General features: G+C 71.4%; 14 protein-coding genes. All 14 read right to left on the minus strand.

Annotation, left to right across the window (positions count from 1 at the left end; genetic code table 11):
• Positions 1 to 3: 3 nt before the first annotated feature.
• Positions 4 to 651, minus strand: a complete 648-nt coding sequence (locus tag OG736_RS41775) for a PIG-L deacetylase family protein (RefSeq protein ID WP_327187115.1) — start codon at positions 649 to 651, stop codon at positions 4 to 6.
• Complete coding sequence (locus OG736_RS41780; protein ID WP_327187116.1) at positions 648 to 1,457, minus strand: sugar phosphate nucleotidyltransferase; 810 nt, start codon at positions 1,455 to 1,457, stop codon at positions 648 to 650. The genes OG736_RS41775 and OG736_RS41780 overlap by 4 nt, the downstream gene beginning before the upstream one ends.
• Positions 1,454 to 2,689 carry a class I SAM-dependent methyltransferase gene (locus OG736_RS41785; RefSeq protein WP_327187117.1) on the minus strand — a complete coding sequence of 412 codons (1,236 nt, stop codon included), beginning with the start codon at positions 2,687 to 2,689 and terminating at the stop codon, positions 1,454 to 1,456. The genes OG736_RS41780 and OG736_RS41785 overlap by 4 nt, the downstream gene beginning before the upstream one ends.
• Positions 2,686 to 3,960, minus strand: a complete 1,275-nt coding sequence (locus OG736_RS41790) for a glycosyltransferase (RefSeq protein WP_327187118.1) — start codon at positions 3,958 to 3,960, stop codon at positions 2,686 to 2,688. The genes OG736_RS41785 and OG736_RS41790 overlap by 4 nt, the downstream gene beginning before the upstream one ends.
• A 2-nt stretch (positions 3,961 to 3,962) precedes the next feature.
• Positions 3,963 to 5,222 (minus strand): O-antigen ligase domain-containing protein, encoded by a 1,260-nt coding sequence (locus tag OG736_RS41795; RefSeq protein ID WP_327187119.1) that lies wholly within the window; start codon positions 5,220 to 5,222, stop codon positions 3,963 to 3,965.
• A 1-nt stretch (position 5,223) separates the two neighbouring features.
• Positions 5,224 to 6,744: a right-handed parallel beta-helix repeat-containing protein gene (locus tag OG736_RS41800; protein ID WP_327187120.1), complete on the minus strand. Its 1,521-nt coding sequence runs from the start codon at positions 6,742 to 6,744 to the stop codon at positions 5,224 to 5,226.
• An 8-nt stretch (positions 6,745 to 6,752) separates the two neighbouring features.
• Positions 6,753 to 8,729: an alginate lyase family protein gene (locus OG736_RS41805; protein WP_327187121.1), complete on the minus strand. Its 1,977-nt coding sequence runs from the start codon at positions 8,727 to 8,729 to the stop codon at positions 6,753 to 6,755.
• Positions 8,726 to 10,921, minus strand: coding sequence for a bi-domain-containing oxidoreductase (locus OG736_RS41810; protein WP_327187122.1), 2,196 nt, complete (start codon positions 10,919 to 10,921; stop codon positions 8,726 to 8,728). Before OG736_RS41810 ends, OG736_RS41805 begins: the two co-directional genes overlap by 4 nt.
• Positions 10,922 to 10,954: 33 nt before the next feature.
• Positions 10,955 to 12,880, minus strand: a complete 1,926-nt coding sequence (asnB, locus tag OG736_RS41815) for an asparagine synthase (glutamine-hydrolyzing) (protein WP_327187123.1) — start codon at positions 12,878 to 12,880, stop codon at positions 10,955 to 10,957.
• A 2-nt stretch (positions 12,881 to 12,882) separates the two neighbouring features.
• The gene (locus OG736_RS41820; RefSeq protein WP_327187124.1) at positions 12,883 to 14,436 is read right to left on the minus strand and encodes a Wzz/FepE/Etk N-terminal domain-containing protein; all 1,554 of its coding nucleotides are present in this window, start codon (positions 14,434 to 14,436) and stop codon (positions 12,883 to 12,885) included.
• Positions 14,433 to 15,803, minus strand: a complete 1,371-nt coding sequence (locus tag OG736_RS41825) for a Wzz/FepE/Etk N-terminal domain-containing protein (protein ID WP_327187125.1) — start codon at positions 15,801 to 15,803, stop codon at positions 14,433 to 14,435. The genes OG736_RS41820 and OG736_RS41825 overlap by 4 nt, the downstream gene beginning before the upstream one ends.
• Complete coding sequence (locus OG736_RS41830; RefSeq protein ID WP_327187126.1) at positions 15,800 to 17,080, minus strand: glycosyltransferase family 4 protein; 1,281 nt, start codon at positions 17,078 to 17,080, stop codon at positions 15,800 to 15,802. The genes OG736_RS41825 and OG736_RS41830 overlap by 4 nt, the downstream gene beginning before the upstream one ends.
• Entirely contained in the window at positions 17,070 to 18,386 is a 1,317-nt protein-coding gene (locus OG736_RS41835) for a nucleotide sugar dehydrogenase (protein WP_327187127.1), read from the minus strand. Before OG736_RS41835 ends, OG736_RS41830 begins: the two co-directional genes overlap by 11 nt.
• Positions 18,387 to 18,468: 82 nt before the next feature.
• Complete coding sequence (locus OG736_RS41840; RefSeq protein ID WP_442817138.1) at positions 18,469 to 19,947, minus strand: sugar transferase; 1,479 nt, start codon at positions 19,945 to 19,947, stop codon at positions 18,469 to 18,471.
• Between the last annotated feature and the right edge of the window lie 415 nt (positions 19,948 to 20,362).

A 20,362-nucleotide genomic window follows, 5' to 3' on the forward strand; every position in this document is an offset into this window, starting at 1 on the left:
AGTTCAGTCCCCCAGATTGAGCGTGAGTTTGGTGACGGCGAACGCCTCGGCGTAGCGCGCGTGGCATTCGATTCCGCGGATCCGGGCCAGGCCGAGGAAGGCCTCCCGGTCGTACCAGGGCCGGTGCCGCTGCGAGGGGTAGTGCTCCTGCAGCAGCCGCACCTTCTGTTCGGCGATCTCCGGCGACAGCGGCTGGTATGCCGCCGGACGGCCGAGATCGCCGTCCCACTTGACGATCTCGTAGCCGAGCACGAGGTGGTCACGGAATGCGGTGGGTATCAGCTGCGCCAGGCCGCGGTGATCCTGGTGCGCGTCATCGGTGCGCGGGGCCAGCACCAGATCCGGCTCGGTCTGCCCGCGCAGTTCCTCGACCGCAGCCTTGGCCTCCTCCCAGTGCGCGGGCAGCCGGCCGTCCGGCAGCTTGTGCACGGTCAGTCGCAGGTCGGCGCCCGGGCAGAAGGCGGCGAGCGCGGCCTGCTCCTCCTGCTCCCGGTCGGTGCCGCCGCCGGAGAGCACCAGCGCGTCGACACGGATACCCGGCCGCGCGAGGCACAGCGTCAGCAGCGTGCCGCCGGCGCCGATGGAGATGTCGTCGCAGTGCGCGCCCACCGCGACGATCCGGTCCAGGCGCCCTGCGCTGAGCTGGATCATGCGGTCCTCACTCCGGCGCGCGCCTCCGCGCCTTCCCGTTCCCACACGGCCCACGGGCGGTCGCCCCGGGCGTAGGCGTCGTCGAGCGCGGCCCGCTCCTTCACGGTGTCGGTCGGCTTCCAGAAGCCGCGGTGCTGGTGCGCCACCAGCCGTCCACGCTTGGCCAGTTGGGCACATCCGTCGGCGACCAGGTCCCCGTTCTCCGGTATGTGGTCGAAGACCTCCTGGCGGAGAACGAAGTAGCCGCCGTTCTCCCACAGCGGCAGTTCGCTCACCGCGGTGATGCCCCCCACCAGGCCGTCCTCGCCCAACTCCACGCAGTGGAACGACGACTGCGGCGGCACCACCATCATCGACGCACCGGCGTCGCGCCGGGCGAACCGGTCGATCATCTCCGGCAGCGGGGCGTCGGTGAGCACGTCGGCGTAGTTGGCGAGGAACATCTCGTCGCCGTCCAGGTGGTGCCGCACCCGGCGCAGCCGCTCCCCGATCGGCGACTCGATGCCGGTCTGCGCGAACGTGATCGTCCAGTCCGAGATGTCGGTGGACAGCAGCTCGGTCCGCCCGCCCCGCAGCACGAAGTCGTTGGACGTCGTCTCCTCGTAGTTGAGGAAGAAGTCCTTGATGTGGTGCGCCCCGTACCCGAGGCACAGGATGAACTCCGTGTGCCCGAAGTGCGCGTAGTAGCGCATGACGTGCCAGATCAGCGGTCGCGGGCCGACCATCGCCATCGGCTTGGGCACGTCGTCGGAGGTTCCGTTGCGCATCCGCATCCCGTAACCGCCGCAGAACAGAACGACCTTCATGACTTGGCCTCGACAATGCTCAGTTCCGGGATGGGAAAGACCAGCCGGCCGCCCCAGTCGTGCACGAAGGACAGCTGCTCGACCAGCTCGTCCCGCAGGTTCCACGGGAGGACGAGGACGTAGTCCGGCTTGTCGGCGGCTATCTGCTCGGGCGGCAGGATCGGGATGCGGGTGCCCGGGGTGAACCGGCCGTGCTTGTACGGGTTGCGGTCGACCGTGTACGGGAGCAGGTCGGGCCGGATGCCGCAGTGGTTGAGCAGCGTGTTGCCCTTGCCCGGAGCGCCGTAGCCGACGACCGTCTCGCCGCGCTCGGCCGCCTCGATGAGAAACCGCAGCAGATCCCGGCGCACCTTGGCCACCCGGGCGGAGAACTCGGTGTACCCGGACAGCTCCTGCAGCCCGGCGGCCTTCTCCCGGGCCAGCACGTCGGCCACCCGCCCGGTCGGCTCGCCGGCCACCTCGGCCGGCCGGGCCCACAGCCGGATGGAGCCGCCGTGCGTGGGCAGCAACTCGACGTCCACGAGCGTGAGTCCGCCGCTCGCCAGCGCCCGGCTCGCGGACGCGACCGTGTAGTACTGGAAGTGCTCGTGGTAGATCGTGTCGTACTGGTTCTCCTCGATCAGGGTCAGCAGGTGCTGCACCTCGATGGAGACCCAGCCGTCGTCGGCGACCAGGGCGCGCAGCCCCTGGGTGAACCCGACGACGTCGGGGATGTGCGCGTACACGTTGTTGGCCACGACGAGGTCCGCCGGGCCGTGCTCGGCGCGGACGTCGGCGCCGGTGGCCGGGTCCAGGAAGTCCGTGCGCGTGGGCACACCCGCGTCCCGCGCCGCGGCACCGACGTTCACCGAGGGCTCGATGCCGAGGCAGCGGATCCCGCGGTCCACCACATGCCTCAGCAGGTACCCGTCGTTGCTCGCGACCTCGACCACGAAGGCGTCGGGGCCGAGCCCCACCCGTTGTACGGCGTCGGCGACGAACGTGCGCGCGTGCTCCACCCAGGAGGTCGAGTAGGAGGAGAAGTACGCGTACTCCTTGAACGTCTCCTCCGGCGTGATCAGCGGCGGGATCTGCGCGAGCCAGCAGTCGGTGCAGACCCGCAGGTGCAGCGGGTACGCGGGCTCCGGTTGCTCCAGTTGGTCCGCGGCGAGAAAGCTCTCGCACGGCGGAGTCGCCCCGAGATCGACGACGCTCTCCAGCGCCGCCGAGCCGCAGAGTCGGCATCGTGTCATCTACTGCCCCCATCCCGCTCGCGCGGGTGACCCCACCGCGAGCCAGTGATCTTTTCCCCTGTCGGCGGCGGGCTGTCCCCGCCGCCGGACCGACCCGCGATCGCGGAGCGGTACCCCTCCACCAGGCGCTCGAGGCCGACGGCCGGGCTGAACCCCTGCTCGTAACGGCGCCGGGCCGCCCGGCCCATCTCCCGGTTGAGGTCCTGTCCGGCCGCGATCCGGCGTATGCAGGAGGCGAGCGACGCGGACTCGCCCGGCCGGTGCAACAGCCCGGTCACCCCGTCCTCGACGAGTTCGACGAAGGCGCCGTGACCGGCGGCGACGACCGGGACCCCCGCCGCCATCGCCTCCACGACCACTAGGCCGAACGCCTCCAGCCACGTGGAGGGCGCCACCACGGCCACCGAGCGTGCGATGGCCTTCTGGCACTCCGCCGTGTCACAGAGGCCGACGTACTGTACGTCGTCCCGGCCCGCCGCCCAGGCGGCCACCTCTGCCTCCAGTGGCCCCGTGCCGGCGATCACGAGCGGCACGCCCACACCGCCGCCGGCGGCGACCTCCTCCCACGCGGCCATGAGCAGCCGCACGCCCTTGGCCTCCGCGAGCCGGCCGAGGTAGAGCAGATGCTCGCCGGCGCCGGTCCGTCGGGCGTCCGGGTCGGGCACGAAGTTGTGCTTCACCGCCAGCCGCTCGGCAGGCATGCCGGACCGCACCAGGACGTCGCGTTGCGCCGCGGAAATGCAGAAGAACCGCTCCACCCCGGACCACCACCGTCGCCGGTTGACCGACAGGCTGACCGCGAGCGGCACCGTCGCCAGCCGGGAGTTGCGGTAGCAGCCGTGCCGGACGGCGGGCAGCGGCGCGGACCCGACGCACTCGGTGCACGGCCGGCCGTCCCGCTGCAGCGTGCCGGGCGGACAGACCTGGGTGTAGTTGTGCAGCGTGGCGACGGCGGGCACGCCCGCGTCGGCGCAGGCGGCCAGCACCGCCGGCGACAGGAGCGGAAAGACGTTGTGGACGTGCACCACGTCCGGCCGCTCGGTGCGAAGCCGGGCGGCGAGCTCCGCGCGGACCGCCGGGTTCCACGGCACCAGCAGCGGTATCGCGGCCTTGCCCAGCAGGGACCGGGCGGCGATGTCGTCGCTGCGCCGCTCGAACGTCTCGACCCGGTGGCCGGCCCCGCGCAGCAGCGCCACCTCCTGGTCGACGACCTTGTTCTCCCCGCTCGGCTGCGCCGAGGCGTAGCGGTTGTGCACCACGAGGACGTGCATGCTCAGGTCATCTCCGATCTTCGGGGCCCTTGCGGGATGCGCCGTCCGGGGACTTCGGGCGTCGAGAGGGGAGCGGGCGCGGCAGGCGCCGCCAGCAGCGAGGCAGCCACGGCCAGATGCAGCAGATACGGCGAGGCGTCGCCGAGCCCGGCCTCCGTGTACGACGCGATCGCGCAGTAGCTGATCAGGAAGATCGCACACGCCCTCGACAGCGATGGTGGCCGCAGCAGCGCGACGCCGCCCAGCACGATGATGATCGCCGCCACCAGGGCGACGCCTGTCATGCCCTGCTCGTGGTAGACGGCCAGCCAGCTGTTGTCGATCGGCAGCCCGCCGAACGACTTGTCGCCCAGGCCCGCGCCGAACAGGTACTCCGAGGTCGTGCGGGGTGCCGCCAGCAGGGCGTGCCAGACCTTGGCCCGGCCGGTGAGGCTGGTGAAGTTCTCCTGGCTCTGTCCGCGCAGGAACCACGCCTGCAGCGCGGAGCCGAACCCCACCGCGGCCACCGCGGCGCACAGCACCGCCCAGGCGAAGAACCGGCGGGCGGCGGCGCTGGTGAGGACGAGCGAGCCGATCGCCAACGCCAGCCCGATGAGCAGGCCGAGCGTGGCCGTCCGGGTGTGGGTCAGCGCGAGCAGGACGAGTGCCGGCACGATGACCACGGCCGCGCCGGCCCTGTCGGTCCGGCGGCCCAGGACGAGCAGCACGCTGAGCCCGATGATCACCGCGGCGTACTGCCCGATCTGCGGCGGGGTGAGCGGCCACAACGCGCCCACCAGCCGCCCGCCGTAGAGCTCGGGCATGGCGGCGCCCGGTGAGATGATCGCGCCGGCGGCCACCGACCCGAGGACCACGAAGTACATCCTGATGTGGTGCCGGACGAACGTCAGGCCGCCGTCCCACCAGCGGCTGAGCAGCCACAGCGTGCCGACGAAGAGAGCCAGCCGGGCGCAGCGGAACAGCGCGCCGAACCCGGACTCGAGGTCCGCGCTGGAGATCACGCTCGGTACCAGCAGCAGGGTGAGCAGGAACCCGAAGGCGCTGGCTCGGATACGCAACCGGAGATTGACCGCGAGCGCCAGCGTGAACGCGGCGACGAGCGCGCCCATGGTGACCATCTGGATGAGCGACCGGGGCAGCGGGACGATGGTCTTCGCCCCGGCGGAGCCGAGCGTGTTGAGGATCAGCAGCCCCCAGACCGTCCCGACGATCTTCGACGTGTGGTCTGTGTGGTCTGTGAGGTCTGTGAGGTCTCGGCTCATCTCAACCACCGTCCCGCGCGCGGAAGGTGCTGCCCACGTCCTGCTGGTACGGCGTGCCCTGCCACTGCACGGGGTCGAGTATCCGGCTCGGGTCGTGGGCGACGAACTTCCATGGTCCGAGGTAGACGTTGTCGTGCCAGCGGTTGTGCTGCTCGCGGGTGATCGCCTCGGCCACCCGCTCGCCCTGGTACGGCGACCAGTCCGGGTAGGTGCCGTAGTTTGCCAGCACCGCCATGCGGTCGCACTTCACCGTGCAGTCCACGACGGACTTGTCCAGCACGAAGCGGTTGCCGTGGATGTCCACCCGCTGGGTCTTCCACCGGCAGTCGGCGTAGAGCGGTGCGGTGGCGATCGCCGGCTGTGCGCAGCGGTCTTTGCTCTTCACGAGCAACGTGCAGTCACCGGACGAGGTGTTGGCCGGGCTGTTGCAGAACCGGTCGGCGTTTTCCCACAGGGTGATCCCGGACCAGTTGTTCTCCAGCACGTTCCGGTAGATATCGATCTTGTCCGTGCGGGCTCGGATCCGTGGCTCGCCGCCGGACTCGGACAGGTAGACGGTCGCGAACGGGAAGTTGTCGCCCCGGTCGGCGTACCTGCGCCCCTCGACCCAGTTGTTCCGCCGGATCGTGTTCTTCCGGATGACCGCGTTGTAGCTGGTCTCGTAGATCAGCGCGGCACCGTCGTTCGCCTCGAGCACGTTGTCCTCGATGCGGAAGTCGTTGTTGTTGGTGTCCGCCCATAACCCGGCTCCCCGGTTGTCGTGCACCCAGTTGCCGCGTATGTCGGCGCCGTCGACGGCCCAGAACTTGATGCCTCCGGTGCAGCCGCAGCCCGGCCGCCGCCGCTCCCAGTCGTCCCTGTTGTTGCCCACGATCTCGTTGCCCTCGACCACCAGGCCGGTGATACGGCCGGAGGCCTTGTACGCGTTCATGCCGTACTGACCGTTGTCGCGCAGGCAGCTGGCGCCGACCCGCTGGCGGGCACCGGCCATCAGCCCGGCGCCGGAGTTGTTCTGGATCGTCGCGTGCTCGATCACCCACCCGTCGGCCGAGTCGTGGTTGACCACGCCCTCGTCGTGCGGCGCGACGAAACCCTGCACGGTCAGGTAGCGGATGGTGACGTCGGGAGCGGTGCCGCCGAACGCGTACTGGTTGGTCTTGCGGCCGTCGAGCACCGCGCCCGGCGCACCGAGGTAGCTGTCCCCCTTCTTGGGGATGACCTGGGCGTAGCGGTCCGGATCGAGCCTGTGCTTGCCCGGTCGAAGCCAGAACGTGGTGTTCGGGGGGCTGCTCTTGGTCTTCGCAGCCAGGTCACCGGCCACCGCGGGGTCGACCGTCACCGCGCCCGCCGGCGCCTTGGGCGGCCCGGCCGCGGGCTTGGCACACACCCGGGCCACGGACGTGGCCGGCGCTGAGGTCGGCTTCGGCCGCGCGCCCGACGTGCTCTCACAGCCGGTCGCCGCCAGCAGGGCCAGCGCCAGCGGTGCCGCCGCCAACGCCCAGTGCCGCCTCTTGATCCCCACGCGCCCCCCTAGCCGCGGAACCTGAGCACGGTGGTGAACCCCTCCGCGCCGTCGGCGAAGCCGGTGCCGACCAGCGTCGTGGTGGGTTCCTTGCGCCCGAAGCCGGGGGAGTACCAGCCCAGGGGCGGGTCGCTCTCGCCGCGATGCGCCCGCCAGCTCAGCTGCCCGGGCAGGTCGAGCGCCGCGGAGCGGTCCTCGCCGTCCCGGGTCCAGGTGAGCCGTGCCCGGTTCCCCAACAGGTCCGCGTCGATCGCCGGGCCGAGGTGGAACGCCAGCCGGACGGCGCGGCGCGGGCCGCGCACCTCGTCGACCACCCTCAGCTCCTGGCTCGCGGCCGTCAGCTCCACCCGGCGCCGGTGCACGGAGCGCTGGTAACCGTCGTGCTCGGCGCACCAACGGGCCGTCCCCTCGCCGGAGGCGTCGGAGGTGTCCACGGCCAGGACGCGGCTGCGGGCATGCCGGGTCCACAGGAACGGGCCGCCGGAGACGGACTGGTCACCGCCGTCCAGTTGCAGGGTGTTGTGGCCGAGGGTCGACCGGAAGTACTGCCGCCACTCGGGCTGCCCGTGGTAGCAGTACGTACCCGGGTCGGCGAGCACGTCGACCCCGTCGTGCCGGACCTCGACGGACAGCGCGTCGGCGTGAGCATGCGCGGCGATGGACAGGAATCCGTGCGGACCACCGTCGCAGCGGCACCAGATCTCCCCCGGACCACGCAGGATGGTCATGCCCGCGTCGGCGAAATGGGCCGGCCGGCTTGCCGGGCGGGACACGGCCGGTGCGGCTGCGTTCTTCGCGTACGGCCGGATGAGCGCGGCCAGCAGCGGGGTGCGCACATCGGTGCCGGTCACCGCGGGCCACCAGGCGAGCCGACCGAACACGGCGTCCCCGGTGGCCAGCAGTGAGGCCCAGCGGTCGGTGCCCTCGCCGTCCACGACCAGACCGTGCCCGTCGTCCGCGTCCCCCTGGCGCGGCGGCCGTAGCCGGCTGTCCACGACGGCCGCGAGCGCGTCGGTCATCCGTAGCAGGACCAGCCGGATCGACGCGGGCACCGGCACGTCGGCGGCATCCGCCTCGGCCACCGCGGCCAGGCCGAGCTCCAGCACCAGTCCGTGGTACTCGGTGGCCAGCTCGCGGTTGAGGCCGGAGTCGAAGGTGTTGCTGCGCAGCTGCCGCTCCAACGACCGCAGAGCGTCGGCCCGCCAACGCGCCGAAGAGGGGAACCACCCGAACGCGCAGGCCGCGGCGAACTGCCCGGCGGCCTCGGCGACGACGTGGTTGTTCGCCGAGGACCCCCGGCTGGGGAAGGAGGCCAGCCAGTGCTGGTGGTGCCAGATCTGGTTCAGCGCCACCGGGTTGTCCTCGAACAGAGCGGCCGCGCCCGGCCAGCCGTCGAGCAGCCGGCGGATCCACACCCAGGACAGCAGCCGGATCCCCAGCTCGATGCCGCTGGTCCAGTGCACCCCGCGCAGTGGCGCGTTGCCCGCCCACCACGACCGCAGGTGCTCGGCCACTCGCTCGGCGTACCGCTCGTTCCCGGTGACCGCGTAGGCGGCGGCGAGCACCGTGAGGTACTGATGCCGGGACAGCTCCCAGATCTGCTTGATGTCCCCGACCGCGTCCTCGTTCCGGTACGGCACGTCGAAGGCGTAGCCCCACGGGGCCCGGCGCCCGGTCTTCGGGTCGTACCACCAGTCCGGGTCGGCCAGGTCGTCGCGATCCACCCCGAAGTACTCGACGTGCCCGGCCATCAGCCGGTCCGCATCGGCGACGAGGCGTTTCGCGGCGTCCGGTGGCACCGCGGCGACCGTCCCTGCGGGCAGTGCCGCGGTGAACCGGGCGCCGGTCACGCTCGGGCTGTCCGGCCGCGCCGTCCGCCACCGTCGCCTGCGCACCGCGTCGCCCGCCCGGCCGCCGACCTCCCGCGGTCCCATCCGGGACAGCCGCCGCAGGTACCAGCCCGGGCTACCCGAGTTGACGGTCATCGCGCTCTCGCCAACGTCACCGGCGCGCCGCCGACCAGGCCTGCCTGCACGGCGAGGGTCGCCGCCGTGGTGGCGACCAGCGACTCCAGCGGCACCGGCATCGGCCCGCCGGTCCGCACGGCCTTGACGAACGCGGCCAGCTCGGCGGACTGGCCCTTGTCCCGGGCCTTGGGCAGCCGCGAGCTGACCCACCGCTTGCGGCTGCTGTCGTAGACAGCGGCGCGGACGAAGTCGTCGAGCCGCAGTACCTTGCCGTCGGCGACCAGGTCCAGTGTCTCCTTGGGGAAGCCGGAGGAGCCGGTGGTGACGTAGCTGATGGTGGCGGTGGATCCGTCCGGGTAGCGCAGCACGACCTGCAGGTCCTCGTTGCCCGACGTGGCGACCGCGTACACCGAGACCGGGTCGGCCTGAAGCAGCCAGCTCGCCGTGTCGATGAAGTGTCCGCCCTCACCGGCGAACCGCGAGCCCTCGGTGCCCTGTTGGAGGTACCAACTGCCGTGCTGCAGCCGGCCCGCATTGACCAGGTAGCGCAGGCTCGCCGGTCCGGTCCGGATGCCGAACCGCTTCCTGGCCTCCTGCAACAGCGGCGCGAACCGGCGGTTGAAGCCCACCTGCAGCCGGTCGTTGCCGGACTCCTCCACCGCCGCGAGCACTCCGGCCAGCTCGTCCTCGGTGAGGGCCAGGGGCTTCTCGACGAACACCGCCTTGCCGGCCAGCAGTGCCTTTCGGGTCAGTTCGGCGTGCGAGCTGTGCCGGGTGACCACGAACACCGCGTCGATGGACTTGTCGCCGAGCACGGCGTCGAGATCGGTGGTCGCCTCGGCGAAGCCGAACTTCCGCTTCGCGTTGGCCGCGGACAGCGCCGTCGTGGTGACGACCGTCGACAACGCGACGCCTTCGCGCTGTGCCAGGTGCGGCAGCAGCATCGACGTCGCGTAGTTCCCCGCGCCGACGAACGCCAGCCGCACCGGCGCCTTGGCGGCTCGGGCCGGAACGGACGCTCTGCCGATGCGCGGCACCGCGGGCACCGTCACCGCCGGGGCCTCCGCTTCCCCGGCTTCCTCCTTCTGCTCGGGGTACCGGAACAGCACGGCCACGGCCTTCAGATCGCCGTCCTTCAGGCGCTGGTAGGTCTCGACGGCGTCGTCGAAGTCGGCGATGTGGGAGACCAGGGGCTCCACGTCGACGCGGCCGCGGGCCAGGAGATCCAGGAAGCACGCCAGGTTGCGGCGCTCGGTCCAGCGCACGTAGCCGATCGGGTAGTCCCGCCCCTCGAGCTCGTACTCCGGGTCGTAGCGCCCGGGGCCGTAGCTGCGCGAGAACCGGACGTCGAGTTCCTTCTCGTAGTACGCGTTCCACGGCAGGTCCAGGCGGCACTTGCCGATGTCGACGACCCGGCCGCGGTCCCGGCTCAACTTGGCCGCCAGCTCCACGGGTTGGTTGCTGCCGCCGCCGGCCGCCAGGTACACCTGGTCCACGCCGTGGCCGTCGGTGAGTTCGGCGACGGCCGTCTCCACGGCCGCGGACGCGGGATCGCCGCAGGCCGCGGCGCCCAGGCGTTCGGCCAGCTCGCAGCGCACCGGGTCGGGGTCGACCCCGACGACGCGGACTCCCGAGGCGGCCAGCAACTGCACCACCAGCTGCCCGATCAGGCCGAGGCCGATGACCAGCGCCACCTCGCCGAGCTGCGGCTCGCCCTGGCGCACGCCCTGCATCGCGATCGACCCGACGGTGCCGAAGGCCGCGTGCCGCGGCGCGAGGCCGTCCGGCACCCGGGCGTAGAGGTTCTTCGGCACCCAGTTCAGCTCGGCGTGCAACGCGTGCTCATTGCCCGCGCAGGCCACGAGGTCGCCGACCTTCACATCGTCGATCCCGGTGCCGACCTGCTCGACCACCCCGCACAGCGAGTAGCCCAGCGGCGTGTAGGAGTCCAGCTTGCCCATCACCTTGCGGTAGGTGGCGGGCACCCCGTTCGTGGCCACGCTCTGCATGACCTTGGCCACCTGGTCCGGCCGGGAGCGGGCCTTGCCCAGCATCGACATGCCGGCCTCGGACACCTTCATGAGCTCGGTCCCGGTGGATATCAGCGAGTAGGCGCTGCGGACCAGCACCCCGCCCGGCTTGCATCCCGGCACCGGCACGTCGAGCACCGCCAGCTCGCCGCTTTTGTAGTTCTGAACAACCTGTTTCACCCGAAGTCCTCTGTCTCTACTGTCTCTACGCCGTCAGTGAGAGTTCTGGCCGGCCCGTGAGGTCGCGTCGCGATACCAGTACTCGAGGGTCAGCACGTGCCACAGATGCTTGGAGAAGTCCCGCTGCCCGGAGGCGTCCTCGGCGACCATGCGCGCCAGCGCGTCGCGGCGCAGGAGCCCGGAACCGACGAGCACGCCGTCGTTCACCACCTCGCGCACCAGCGGCGCCAGATCCCGGCTCATCCAGGCGCGCAGCGGGGCACTGAACAGGCCCTTGGGCCGGTACACGATCTCCCGGGGCAGGACCGAGGCGGCCGCCTCCTTGAGGACGGCCTTGCCCTGCCGCCCGACGATCTTGCGATCGCCGGGGAAGGCGAACGCCGCCTTGACCACCTCCACGTCCACGTACGGCACCCGCACCTCGGTCGACGCGGCCATGCTCGACCGGTCGGTGTAGGCGAGGTTCAGACCCGGCAGGAACATCCGGGCGTCGCCCAGGCACATGCGGTTGACGAAGTCGTCGAGCTCGTTGTCCTGGTAGATGTCCGCATGCTCGGTCAGTACGTCGTCGACCGTCCCGGCCAGGTCGGGATCGACCAGGGCGAGCAACTCGTCCTGGTCGTACATGGTGTAGCTGCGCCGGAACGCGGTCTCCTCCGGCAGATCGGCGAAGGAGAGGAACCGCTTCGCGAAGCGCACCGACCGGTACCCCCGGCGGGCCGTGGCGACCGGCAGCCGGTCCACGGCCCGGGACAGGCCGCGCCGCAGGGGCCGCGGGACGCGCTGGTAGCGCAGCGCGAGCAGGTTGGCCAGGTGCTTGCGGTAACCGGCGAACAGTTCGTCGGCCCCCATCCCCGAGAGCATCACCTTGACCCCGGCCTCCCGGGCGGCCGAGCAGATGAGGAACGTGTTGATCGCGGCGGGGTCGCCGATCGGTTCGTCCAGGGCGTACGTCATCTGCGGCAGCAGGTCGAGCACGTTCGGAGCGATCTCGATCTCGTGCAGGTCGACACCGAACCGCTCGGCCACCTGCCGGGCATAGCGCAGGTCGTCCGGCATCGCCTCGAACCTGGCGTCCTCGGCACGGAACCCGATCGTGTAAGCGGAGATCCCGGGTCGGTCGCGGGCCGCAAGCGCGGTCAGGTAGCTGGAGTCCAGCCCGCCGGAGAGGAAGGTCGCCACGGGCACGTCGGAGAGCAGGTGACGCCGCGTCGACTCCTCGACGACGGCAGCCAGATCCGGCTGTTCGCCGCTGCGGGCCCGTTCCTGCCCCTCGGCGGCGACGTCCTTCAGGTGCCAGAACCGGCCGCGCTCCACCCGGCCGTCAGGCCGGCACCGGAGCCAGCTCCCCGGCGGCAGCTTCTCCGCTTCGCGGAACGCGCACCGTGAGTCCGGCACCCAGTAGTACAACAGCGAGGCCACCAGCGCCGCATGGTCCACTTGCAGCGAACCGCCGGTCGCGGCGGCGAGCGCCTTGAGCTCGGAGGCGAACATCAGACCCTCGCCGCGCCGGAGCAGGAACAGCGGCTTGATGCCGAGCTGGTCGCGGGCGAGCACCAGGTCGCCGGTTCGCTCGTCGAAGATCCCGAAGGCGAACATGCCGCGCAGCCGGGGCAGGCAGTCCGTGCCCCAGCGCCGCCAGGCCTCCAGCACCACCTCGGTGTCGGAGGTACCGCGGAAGCGCGCCCCGGCGGCTGCCAGCTCGGCCCGCAGCTCGGGCGCGTTGTACAGCTCGCCGTTGTACGTCAGGACGAGGCCGCCCGAGACCATCGGCTGGGCGCCGGTCTCGGACAGGTCGATGATGGCCAGCCGGCGGTGCCCGAGGTGCACTTCGCCGTCACCGACGGGGTGGCCGTACCGGCCCGCCCCGTCCGGACCGCGGTGGGCGAGGGTTTCGGTGAGCCGGTCGGTCACGATCTTCCCGTCCGGCCATCGGTAGGTTCCTGCGATGCCACACATGTCTAGCGCGCCTCCTGGTCGCTGTCCGGGACGCGTGCCGCCCACATCGGCAGTCGTTCGGTCCGCCGCGGGCCTTCCCCCACTGCCTGAACGGCATGGGAGGTACCCCCACCGTTCTGTCGGGCCGGCAGCTCGTTCTGGCCGCGCAGCGCGGCGTGCGGCCCGTCCCACAGCGTGCCGTCGGTCCGGTCACGCGGGTCGGGGTCGATCAGCACCACACCGATCACCGCAATGCGCTGGTCCGCGAGCTGCCGCGCCACGGTGTGCAGCCATGCGGCGCTGCCGTGCCCGGCACGCACGACGAGCACGGTCCGGGTGCCGAGGTACCGGAGGTCGGTCCACGCCGTGCCGGGCGCCACCGAGCCGACGCCGAGCCGGCGCTCCTGAGGCGACACGGTCGCGGCCCGCTCGCCGCTGACCACGGTCGGGTCTCCCGGCTTCGGGCGGCGGCCTGCGAGCCGCAGGCCGGGCAGGCCGTCGACGATGACCACGGGCCCCTCCGCCGCCAGTGCCCCGGCGAGGTCCAGGGCGAGCGCGCTCGTGCCGCGCGCACAGCCCAGTTCCAGCAGCGACACCGCTTCCGCGGAGCCGCGCACGGTGCGGGCCAGGGACGCGGTGAGTCGTTCGCGTGCCGCCCGGATCCGTCGGCGCTGCCACAGCCTGGCCGACCGGTGGGGCAGTTCCGCGATGACCGAGGCGTCGAGGTTCGCGGCGATGTCCCGGCGCAGTACCGGGCGGTCCGCCACCACCGTGCGGACCGCGGCCACCGCGAGTCCGAGGGCGAGTCCGAGGACGAGCCCGACCGCGCCGTTGGTGGCAGCGCTCCTGGGCAGGGAGTGCCGCACGGCGCGAGGGGCGTCCACGACCTGTGTGCCGGCGATGAGCTGGGGGGTGCCGATGCGCGCCTCCGCGGCGCGCTGGTCGAAATCGGAGATCCGCGAGGTGAGTTCGGCCCGGCGGGCGAAGAGCGACTCCAGGTTCGCGGCCGCCTTCGGCCCGCTGTCCGGCGATGCTTCGCCGATCTCCTTGTTCACCTGGGCGAGTTCGTCCCGTAGCCGGTCACGCTGGTCGACCAGGGCCTTGGCCTCGGCGTTCGCGGCCTGCTGGATCCGCTTCACATGGTCCGAGATGAACGCGTCCGCCAGGGCCTTGGCACGGGCCACCGCTTCCGCGTCGCTGTCACCTGTGACAGTGATCTGCAGCAGGTTGTTGGTCAAGCCGATACCCCCGTAGTCCTGCATGAAGTCCTCCGGTTTCTCCGGGGACTGGAGGGACCGCAGGGCCGTACCGGCGATCCGCGTGGTCTGCAGCAACGCGACGTCGGTGCGGATCAGCGTTCCGGGGTCGTTCGGCTGGTCCTCCTGATGCGCGACCAGCACCTTGGTCACCGCGGTCGGCGGCGGCGGCATCAGGACCGCCACCGCCACGCCGACGAGCAGCCCCAGCAGCGCCAGGGAGCACCAGAAGCGGCGGCGCCTGCGCACCGACACCACCAGCGCCTGCAGGTCCACCAGCGGAGCGGCGGCCGACGACTCCGACGTCGTGTGCGTCGTCACTCCGAACCTCCTGTCGCGTCGTTGCCGACCGCGAGCGGCTGCGTGGCGGCATGGCGAGGATGGTCTGCGGACCGCGTCGGGCGCGCCCAGACCGTGCCGGCGAGGACGATGCCGACGACCTCGTGCTTGGCGTCCGCACACGCCTCGGCGATGCCGGCGAGCTCCCCTGCGGTCCAGCTGCCCGCGCTGAGCACGACCAGGGCACCGGACTCGTTGTCGCGGTCCGGCATCATCGGCCGGGACACCGAAACCTCCACCACCCGCAGCAGCGGATCGTTCTCGCTCTCGGCCTCGGCGACGAGCTGCCCGGCGGCCCGGAGGGCGATCTCGTCGCCGTCCGGGACGACCACCAGCAGCCGCCGGGGGGCGGGCAGTCGGTCCCGGACGCGGGCGCACACCCGCCGGTAGCGGATCTGCCTGCCGGCCTCGTCGCCGGAGGTCTGCGGAGCGGGTACGTCCCACCGGACGTCGACGCCCAGCAGCCGGCGGATCCGGGCCCGCGGGCCACGGCTCTCCGGCCGGTGCGCGGGTTGTTCACCGGTTACGTCGACGGTACCCAGCAGCGCCGAGCCCAGCGCCGCGGCGATCTCCGGTTCGGTGCGCAGCCGGCGACTCATCCGGGCGGCGGTGAGATGGCCGATGACCGCGAGCAGGAAGAACAGCAGCGCCCCGGCGACGACGAGCTGGATCCTCGTCGGCGGTGCCTCACCGGCCGGCCGGGCCGCCGAACCCATGACGACCATGTTGGCCTGGGTGGCAGCCGGGTCGGTCTGGTCCAGCTTGTTGATGGCTTCCTGCAGCGCGGTGCGCAGCTTCGAGAGCTCGGTGCGGGTCTGCACGCTCTCCACGGTCTGCCCCGGACCGGCCGCGTCGGCCAGCTCGGTGATGCGGCGGCTGGTCTGCACCACCATCTGCCGCAGTGCCTCGGGCGCCGCCGCTTCGGGGTCGGTGCTGTCGCCTGCGATCTGCGCGGCGAAGGTGACGAACTGCTGGGCCACCTGGTCGGAGAGCTGCTGTGCGCGCTCGGGGGTGTCGGCCGTGCCCGAGATCTTGATGATGTTCCCGTCGGCGGCCTTGGCGCTCACCCGGTCCCGCAGCTCGCTGCCGCTGACCCCGGTCCAGTCGAGCTTGGCAGCCGCGCGGTCGACCACCACCGAACTGGTCGCGATCTCCGCCTGGGTCACCAGCTCGCGCTCCTCCCACGCCCCCGGCAGCAGTACCGACGCCGACGTCGTGTATCGCGGCGGAAACAGCAAGGAGGTGCCGAAGCCGACGAGCGCACCCACCACGACGAGGATGGTGAGCAGCCGTCGACGCCGACGGATGATCCGCCCGATCGTGACCAGGCGTATGGTGTCATCGCTCAACGGCGCGGCCTCTTCCCTGCCCGGTGCGGTTCGCTCGCCGACAGCGGAGCGTGGTCACGGCAGGCGGCGGCGTAGGCGGCCAGCAGCGATCGCTGGGAGTTCCGCCAGGAGAGCGGCCCGCTGATCCGCTCCTGGCCGATCTTGCCCATCCGGGCCCGCATCTCCGGATCGTCCAGCAGCACCGTGATGAGCTCGGCGAATTCGGCCTCGTCGTTGGCGGGCGCGTAGACGGCGGCGTCACCGGCGGAGACTCGCGCCTCCCGGAGGTCGAACGAGACGATCGGTCGGCCCATCGCCATGTACTCCAGGACCTTGTTCATGGTCGACACGTCGTTGAGCGGATTGCGCGGGTCGGGGGAGAGGCACACGTCCGCGGTGGACAGATAGCGCACCAGGTCGGCGTCCGGAATGCGCCCGGTGAACTGCACCTGCTCGGAGAGCCCGAGCCGCCGGGACAGCTCCACCATCGCGTCGAAGGCGTCGCCCGAACCGACGAACACCGCATGCCAGTCCGTCCGTCCGAGCTCGTCGCGCAGCTTCGCAAGGGCACGCAGGGCGTAGTCGACGCCGTCCTGCGGGCCCATGACGCCCAGGTAGCACAGCAGATGAGGCTTGCCGCGCTTCAACTCGGGCTCGGGCGGCACCGGTTGGAACCGGTCGGTCTGCGGCGCGCTGCGCACCACGAACACGTCCGCCGGCCGTCGACCGCCACGGCGCACCGCGACGTCCCGGTAGCTCTCGTTCGTGGCGAGCACGATGTCCGCGGCCCGGTAGGTCAGCCGTTCCAGCGCGCACACGGCGCGGTAGAGCAGGTCTTCGCCGCGGTCGAACCGGGAGAGGTACAGCTCGGGTACCAGGTCGTGCTGGTCGAAGACGAACCGCGCTCCACGCCGCTTCAGCCACAGTGCCGGCAGGAACAGCAGGTCGGGCGGGTTGCAGGCGTGGACCACGTCGACCGGGCCGACCTTCCGGGCCAGCCGGACCGTATGCCACAACGCCGATCCGTACTCCCGCAGATAGCCGGCCGGCCCTCCGGTGGCCGCGCGCAACGGGTAGCGATGGATCCGCACCCCGTCGATCTCCGCCTCCGGCTCCGTGTCCCGCTTGCTCCCCTGGGGGCAGATGACGTGCACCTTCCAGCCCGCGTCGCGCAGCGTCGTGCACTCCTGCCACACCCGCCGGTCGAACGGCACCGACAGGTTCTCCACCAGGATCAGCGCGCGCCGGTCCGGCCGGTCGTCGTCGGCTCTGTCACCGAACGATGTGTCACCAAGCAAGGCCCACGTACCCCGGTTCGGCCCGGCGCGCTTCGGCGTCGGGAAGGTGGATGAGGTCGACGATCACCGTGCCGTCGCCATGCGGCAGCGCCGCCAGCACGGCCGGATCCCTGGTCCCGACCAGGCACACCTCGGCGTGTTCGAGTACTTCCTCGACGGAATCGGCGAGCAGCTGCGCGAGGTGCGGCAGCCGGGTCTCGATGTACTCGCGGTTCGCGCCGAGCAGTCGGGAGAGGCTCACGTTGGCGTCGTAGATCTTCAGGTCGTACCCCTTGCCGAAGAGCCTCTCCGCCAGCTCGACGAGCGGGCTCTCGCGGAGGTCGTCGGTGCCGGGTTTGAAGGACAGCCCGAACAGGCCCGCCCGGCGCTTGCCGGTGCGCTCGACCAGCTCCACCGCGCGCTGCAGATGGTCGGAGTTGGAGGGCAGCACGTGGGAGAGGATGGGCACCGAGACGTCGGCCCGCTGCGCCGCGTGGACCAGGCTGCGCAGGTCCTTGGGCAGGCAGGAGCCGCCGAAGGCGAAGCCGGGCCGCAGGTAGGCGGGGCTGATGTTCAGTTTGCGGTCGGCCAGGAACACGTCCATCACCTGGTGCGAGTCCACCCCGAGCGCCCGGTACACCGCGCCCAGCTCGTTCGCGAAGCCGATCTTGAGGCCGTGGAACGCGTTGTCCGCGTACTTGATCGCCTCGGCCGTCGGGACCGGCACCCGGAACACCTCGCCGGGCAAGCCGTCGTACAGCGCCAACACCGCGTCGCCGCTTGCCGGGTCGAGCTCGCCGATGACGGTCTTGGGCGGGTCGAAGAAGTCCCGCACGCTCGTGCCCTCGCGCAGGAACTCCGGGTTGACCGCGACCCCGACGTCCACCCCGGCCGTGCCGCCGACGTACTTCTCGAGGATCGGGACCAGCAGGTTCAGGCAGGTGCCCGGGAGCATGGTGCTGCGGAACACGACGGTGTGCCGCCCGCCCCGCTCGGCCAGGGCGGCGCCGATCTGCTCGGTGACCCGCTCCAAGTACGTGGTGCACAGGCTGCCGTTGGGCTCCGACGGCGTGCCCACGCAGACGAGCGACACCTCGCTGCCCATGATCGCCTCGCGGACGTCGTCGGTGGCGCGTAATGCCCCGGTCCGTACGACCTCGGCGATGAGCTCGCCGATCCGCTCCTCGACCACCGGGGCCTTGCCGTCGTTGACCAGGTCGACCTTCACCTGGTTCACGTCCACCCCGATGACCTCGTGACCCATGCTGGCCAGGCACGCGGCCGACACGCAGCCCACGTAGCCGAGCCCGAAAACGCTGACCCTCATGTCCCGTTCCTCCCCCCAGGCAGGCCCTTGCGGCCTGCGGTCCGCGCGCCGGCGGGACCGTCGAGTTGCAGACTTCCGCGCATCAGTAGGCCCCCTGGCCGTAGAGCACCGCACGCAGCGTCTTCCACAAGATCACTGTGTCCAGGGCGAGCGACCAGTCCTCCACGTACCGCAGGTCCAGCCGGACCGCCTCCTCCCACGACAGGTCGCTGCGTCCGCTGATCTGCCACAGGCCGGTGAGTCCGGGCTTGACCAGCAGCCGCCGCCGGATGTCCGGGCCGTACGCGGCGGACTCCTCCGGCAACGGAGGCCGCGGACCGACGAGCGACATCGATCCGGTGAGCACGTTGAAAAGCTGCGGTAGTTCGTCGATCGAGTACCGGCGCAGCACTGCTCCCACCCGGGTCACCCGCGGATCCCGGCGGAGCTTGAACAGCAGGCCGGCGCCCTCGTTGAGGTCGGCCAGCTCGGCACGTGCCCTGTCAGCCCCGGCGACCATGGTGCGGAACTTGAGAATGGTGAACTCGCGGCCGTCCTTGCCGACCCTGCGCTGGCGGTAGACCACCCCACCCCGGCTGTCCAGCAGCACGAGCAGCCCGACGAACACCATCAGTGGCGCGAACAGCATCAGCAGAATCGTTGCGCCTATCCGGTCGACCACCCCTTTCACCGCCCGGCGGCCCCCGGTGAAGGTCGGCATGCTGACCCGCAGCAGCGGGATCCCGAGCACCGCGTCGATGTGCAGCCGAGGGCCGGCCACCTCCATCAGCACGGGGGCCACGACCATCTCGGCGTCGCTGCCTTCGAGGTTCCAGGCCAGCCGCTGCAGCCGGTCCGGTGACCAGTGCGGGTCCGGGGTGACCGCGACGACGCGGTAGCCGTCGCGCTGGACGTGGCCCGCGACGTCCGCCAGCCGGCCGACGACCGGCACTCCGTCCAGTTCGTCACCGTCGAGCCCGAGACCGTCCGTCGTGCACACCCCGTCCACCCGCCAGCCGAGGTGCGGGAACTTGCGGGTTCGGGTGATCAGGTCGCGCACGGTGGCCGGGCTGCCGGCGGCGAGCACCGGCCGCAGGCACTGGCCTTCCTTCCGTTGTTTGTGCAGCCAGAGGCGCAGCAGGTACCGCGCGGTCATGGTGACGAGCGCGATCGCGGGGATCGCGACGAAGATCCAGAGTTTGATGTTGCGCGAGGTGAGAGCGATCCCGCCGAGGGCCAGTACGACGGTCGCGGTGAAGAGCGAGCGGCCCAGCCGGCGGAATTCCTCGGCGCCCTGGCCGAGTACGGCCGGCGCCCACGACCGGCTCACCGCGAGCGCCCCCAGCACCAGCAGCTCGGTGCCGAACGCGAGAATTCCCCATTTCTCGTGCCAGTTGGCCGCGTCCCGGGCCCCGAAGAAGTTGCCGATCGCCGCCACCACGAAGGCGGTGGCCACGGTATCGCTGGTGATCACGGAACGGCGGTACCGCTGTTCCCAGTCGGTCGCGGGCTGTCTTATCGCGCCGTTCGGCAGACGCCCGCGCGTCGACGGAAACGGGCTGACCAGTCCCCCTTGCCGCACAGAACCCCCCAAGGTCCCCAGTGGTTCGACGTGTTCGCCTAACACTGTTCCTCCCCCCGGGAGGCCCCCGCCCCCCGCACTGTTCCTCCCCTCGGGAGGCCCCCGCCCCCCGCACTGTTGCTCCCCCCGGGAGGCCCCCTGCCTCCCGCGCTGTGCCTCCCCTCCGGAGGCCCCCGCCTCCGCGCGTGACATTCCGGCTGTTTCAGAGGTACTTGAACAACCCGCCCTGGCGGCAGAGGACTTGTAGGTCCTGCCGGACTCTCGAGGTGCGCGGGATCCTGTCGAAACCTCGGGTGCTCCCCGCACCCGAGGCCCTCTCGGGCTCTACGAATCGTTCACCCCGACGGCTTGCGCCGGGGACGCGACTGCTGGCTCTACGTAGCGCCGGACCTACAGATGAATACGGGTCGCCTCA

It is taken from the genome of Streptomyces sp. NBC_01334 (assembly GCF_035983595.1).
GTDB lineage: Bacteria > Actinomycetota > Actinomycetes > Streptomycetales > Streptomycetaceae > Streptomyces > Streptomyces coriariae.

Excerpts from the sequence above, each read along its gene's own strand:
- OG736_RS41835 (WP_327187127.1), bottom strand. The coding sequence starts at position 18,386 with ATGAGGGTCAGCGTTTTCGGGCTCGGCTACGTGGGCTGCGTGTCGGCC.
- OG736_RS41805 (WP_327187121.1), bottom strand. The coding sequence starts at position 8,729 with ATGACCGTCAACTCGGGTAGCCCGGGCTGGTACCTGCGGCGGCTGTCC.
- OG736_RS41795 (WP_327187119.1), bottom strand. The coding sequence starts at position 5,222 with ATGAGCCGAGACCTCACAGACCTCACAGACCACACAGACCACACGTCG.
- asnB (WP_327187123.1), bottom strand. The coding sequence starts at position 12,880 with ATGTGTGGCATCGCAGGAACCTACCGATGGCCGGACGGGAAGATCGTG.
- OG736_RS41790 (WP_327187118.1), bottom strand. The coding sequence starts at position 3,960 with ATGCACGTCCTCGTGGTGCACAACCGCTACGCCTCGGCGCAGCCGAGC.
- OG736_RS41780 (WP_327187116.1), bottom strand. The coding sequence starts at position 1,457 with ATGAAGGTCGTTCTGTTCTGCGGCGGTTACGGGATGCGGATGCGCAAC.
- OG736_RS41785 (WP_327187117.1), bottom strand. The coding sequence starts at position 2,689 with ATGACACGATGCCGACTCTGCGGCTCGGCGGCGCTGGAGAGCGTCGTC.
- OG736_RS41775 (WP_327187115.1), bottom strand. The coding sequence starts at position 651 with ATGATCCAGCTCAGCGCAGGGCGCCTGGACCGGATCGTCGCGGTGGGC.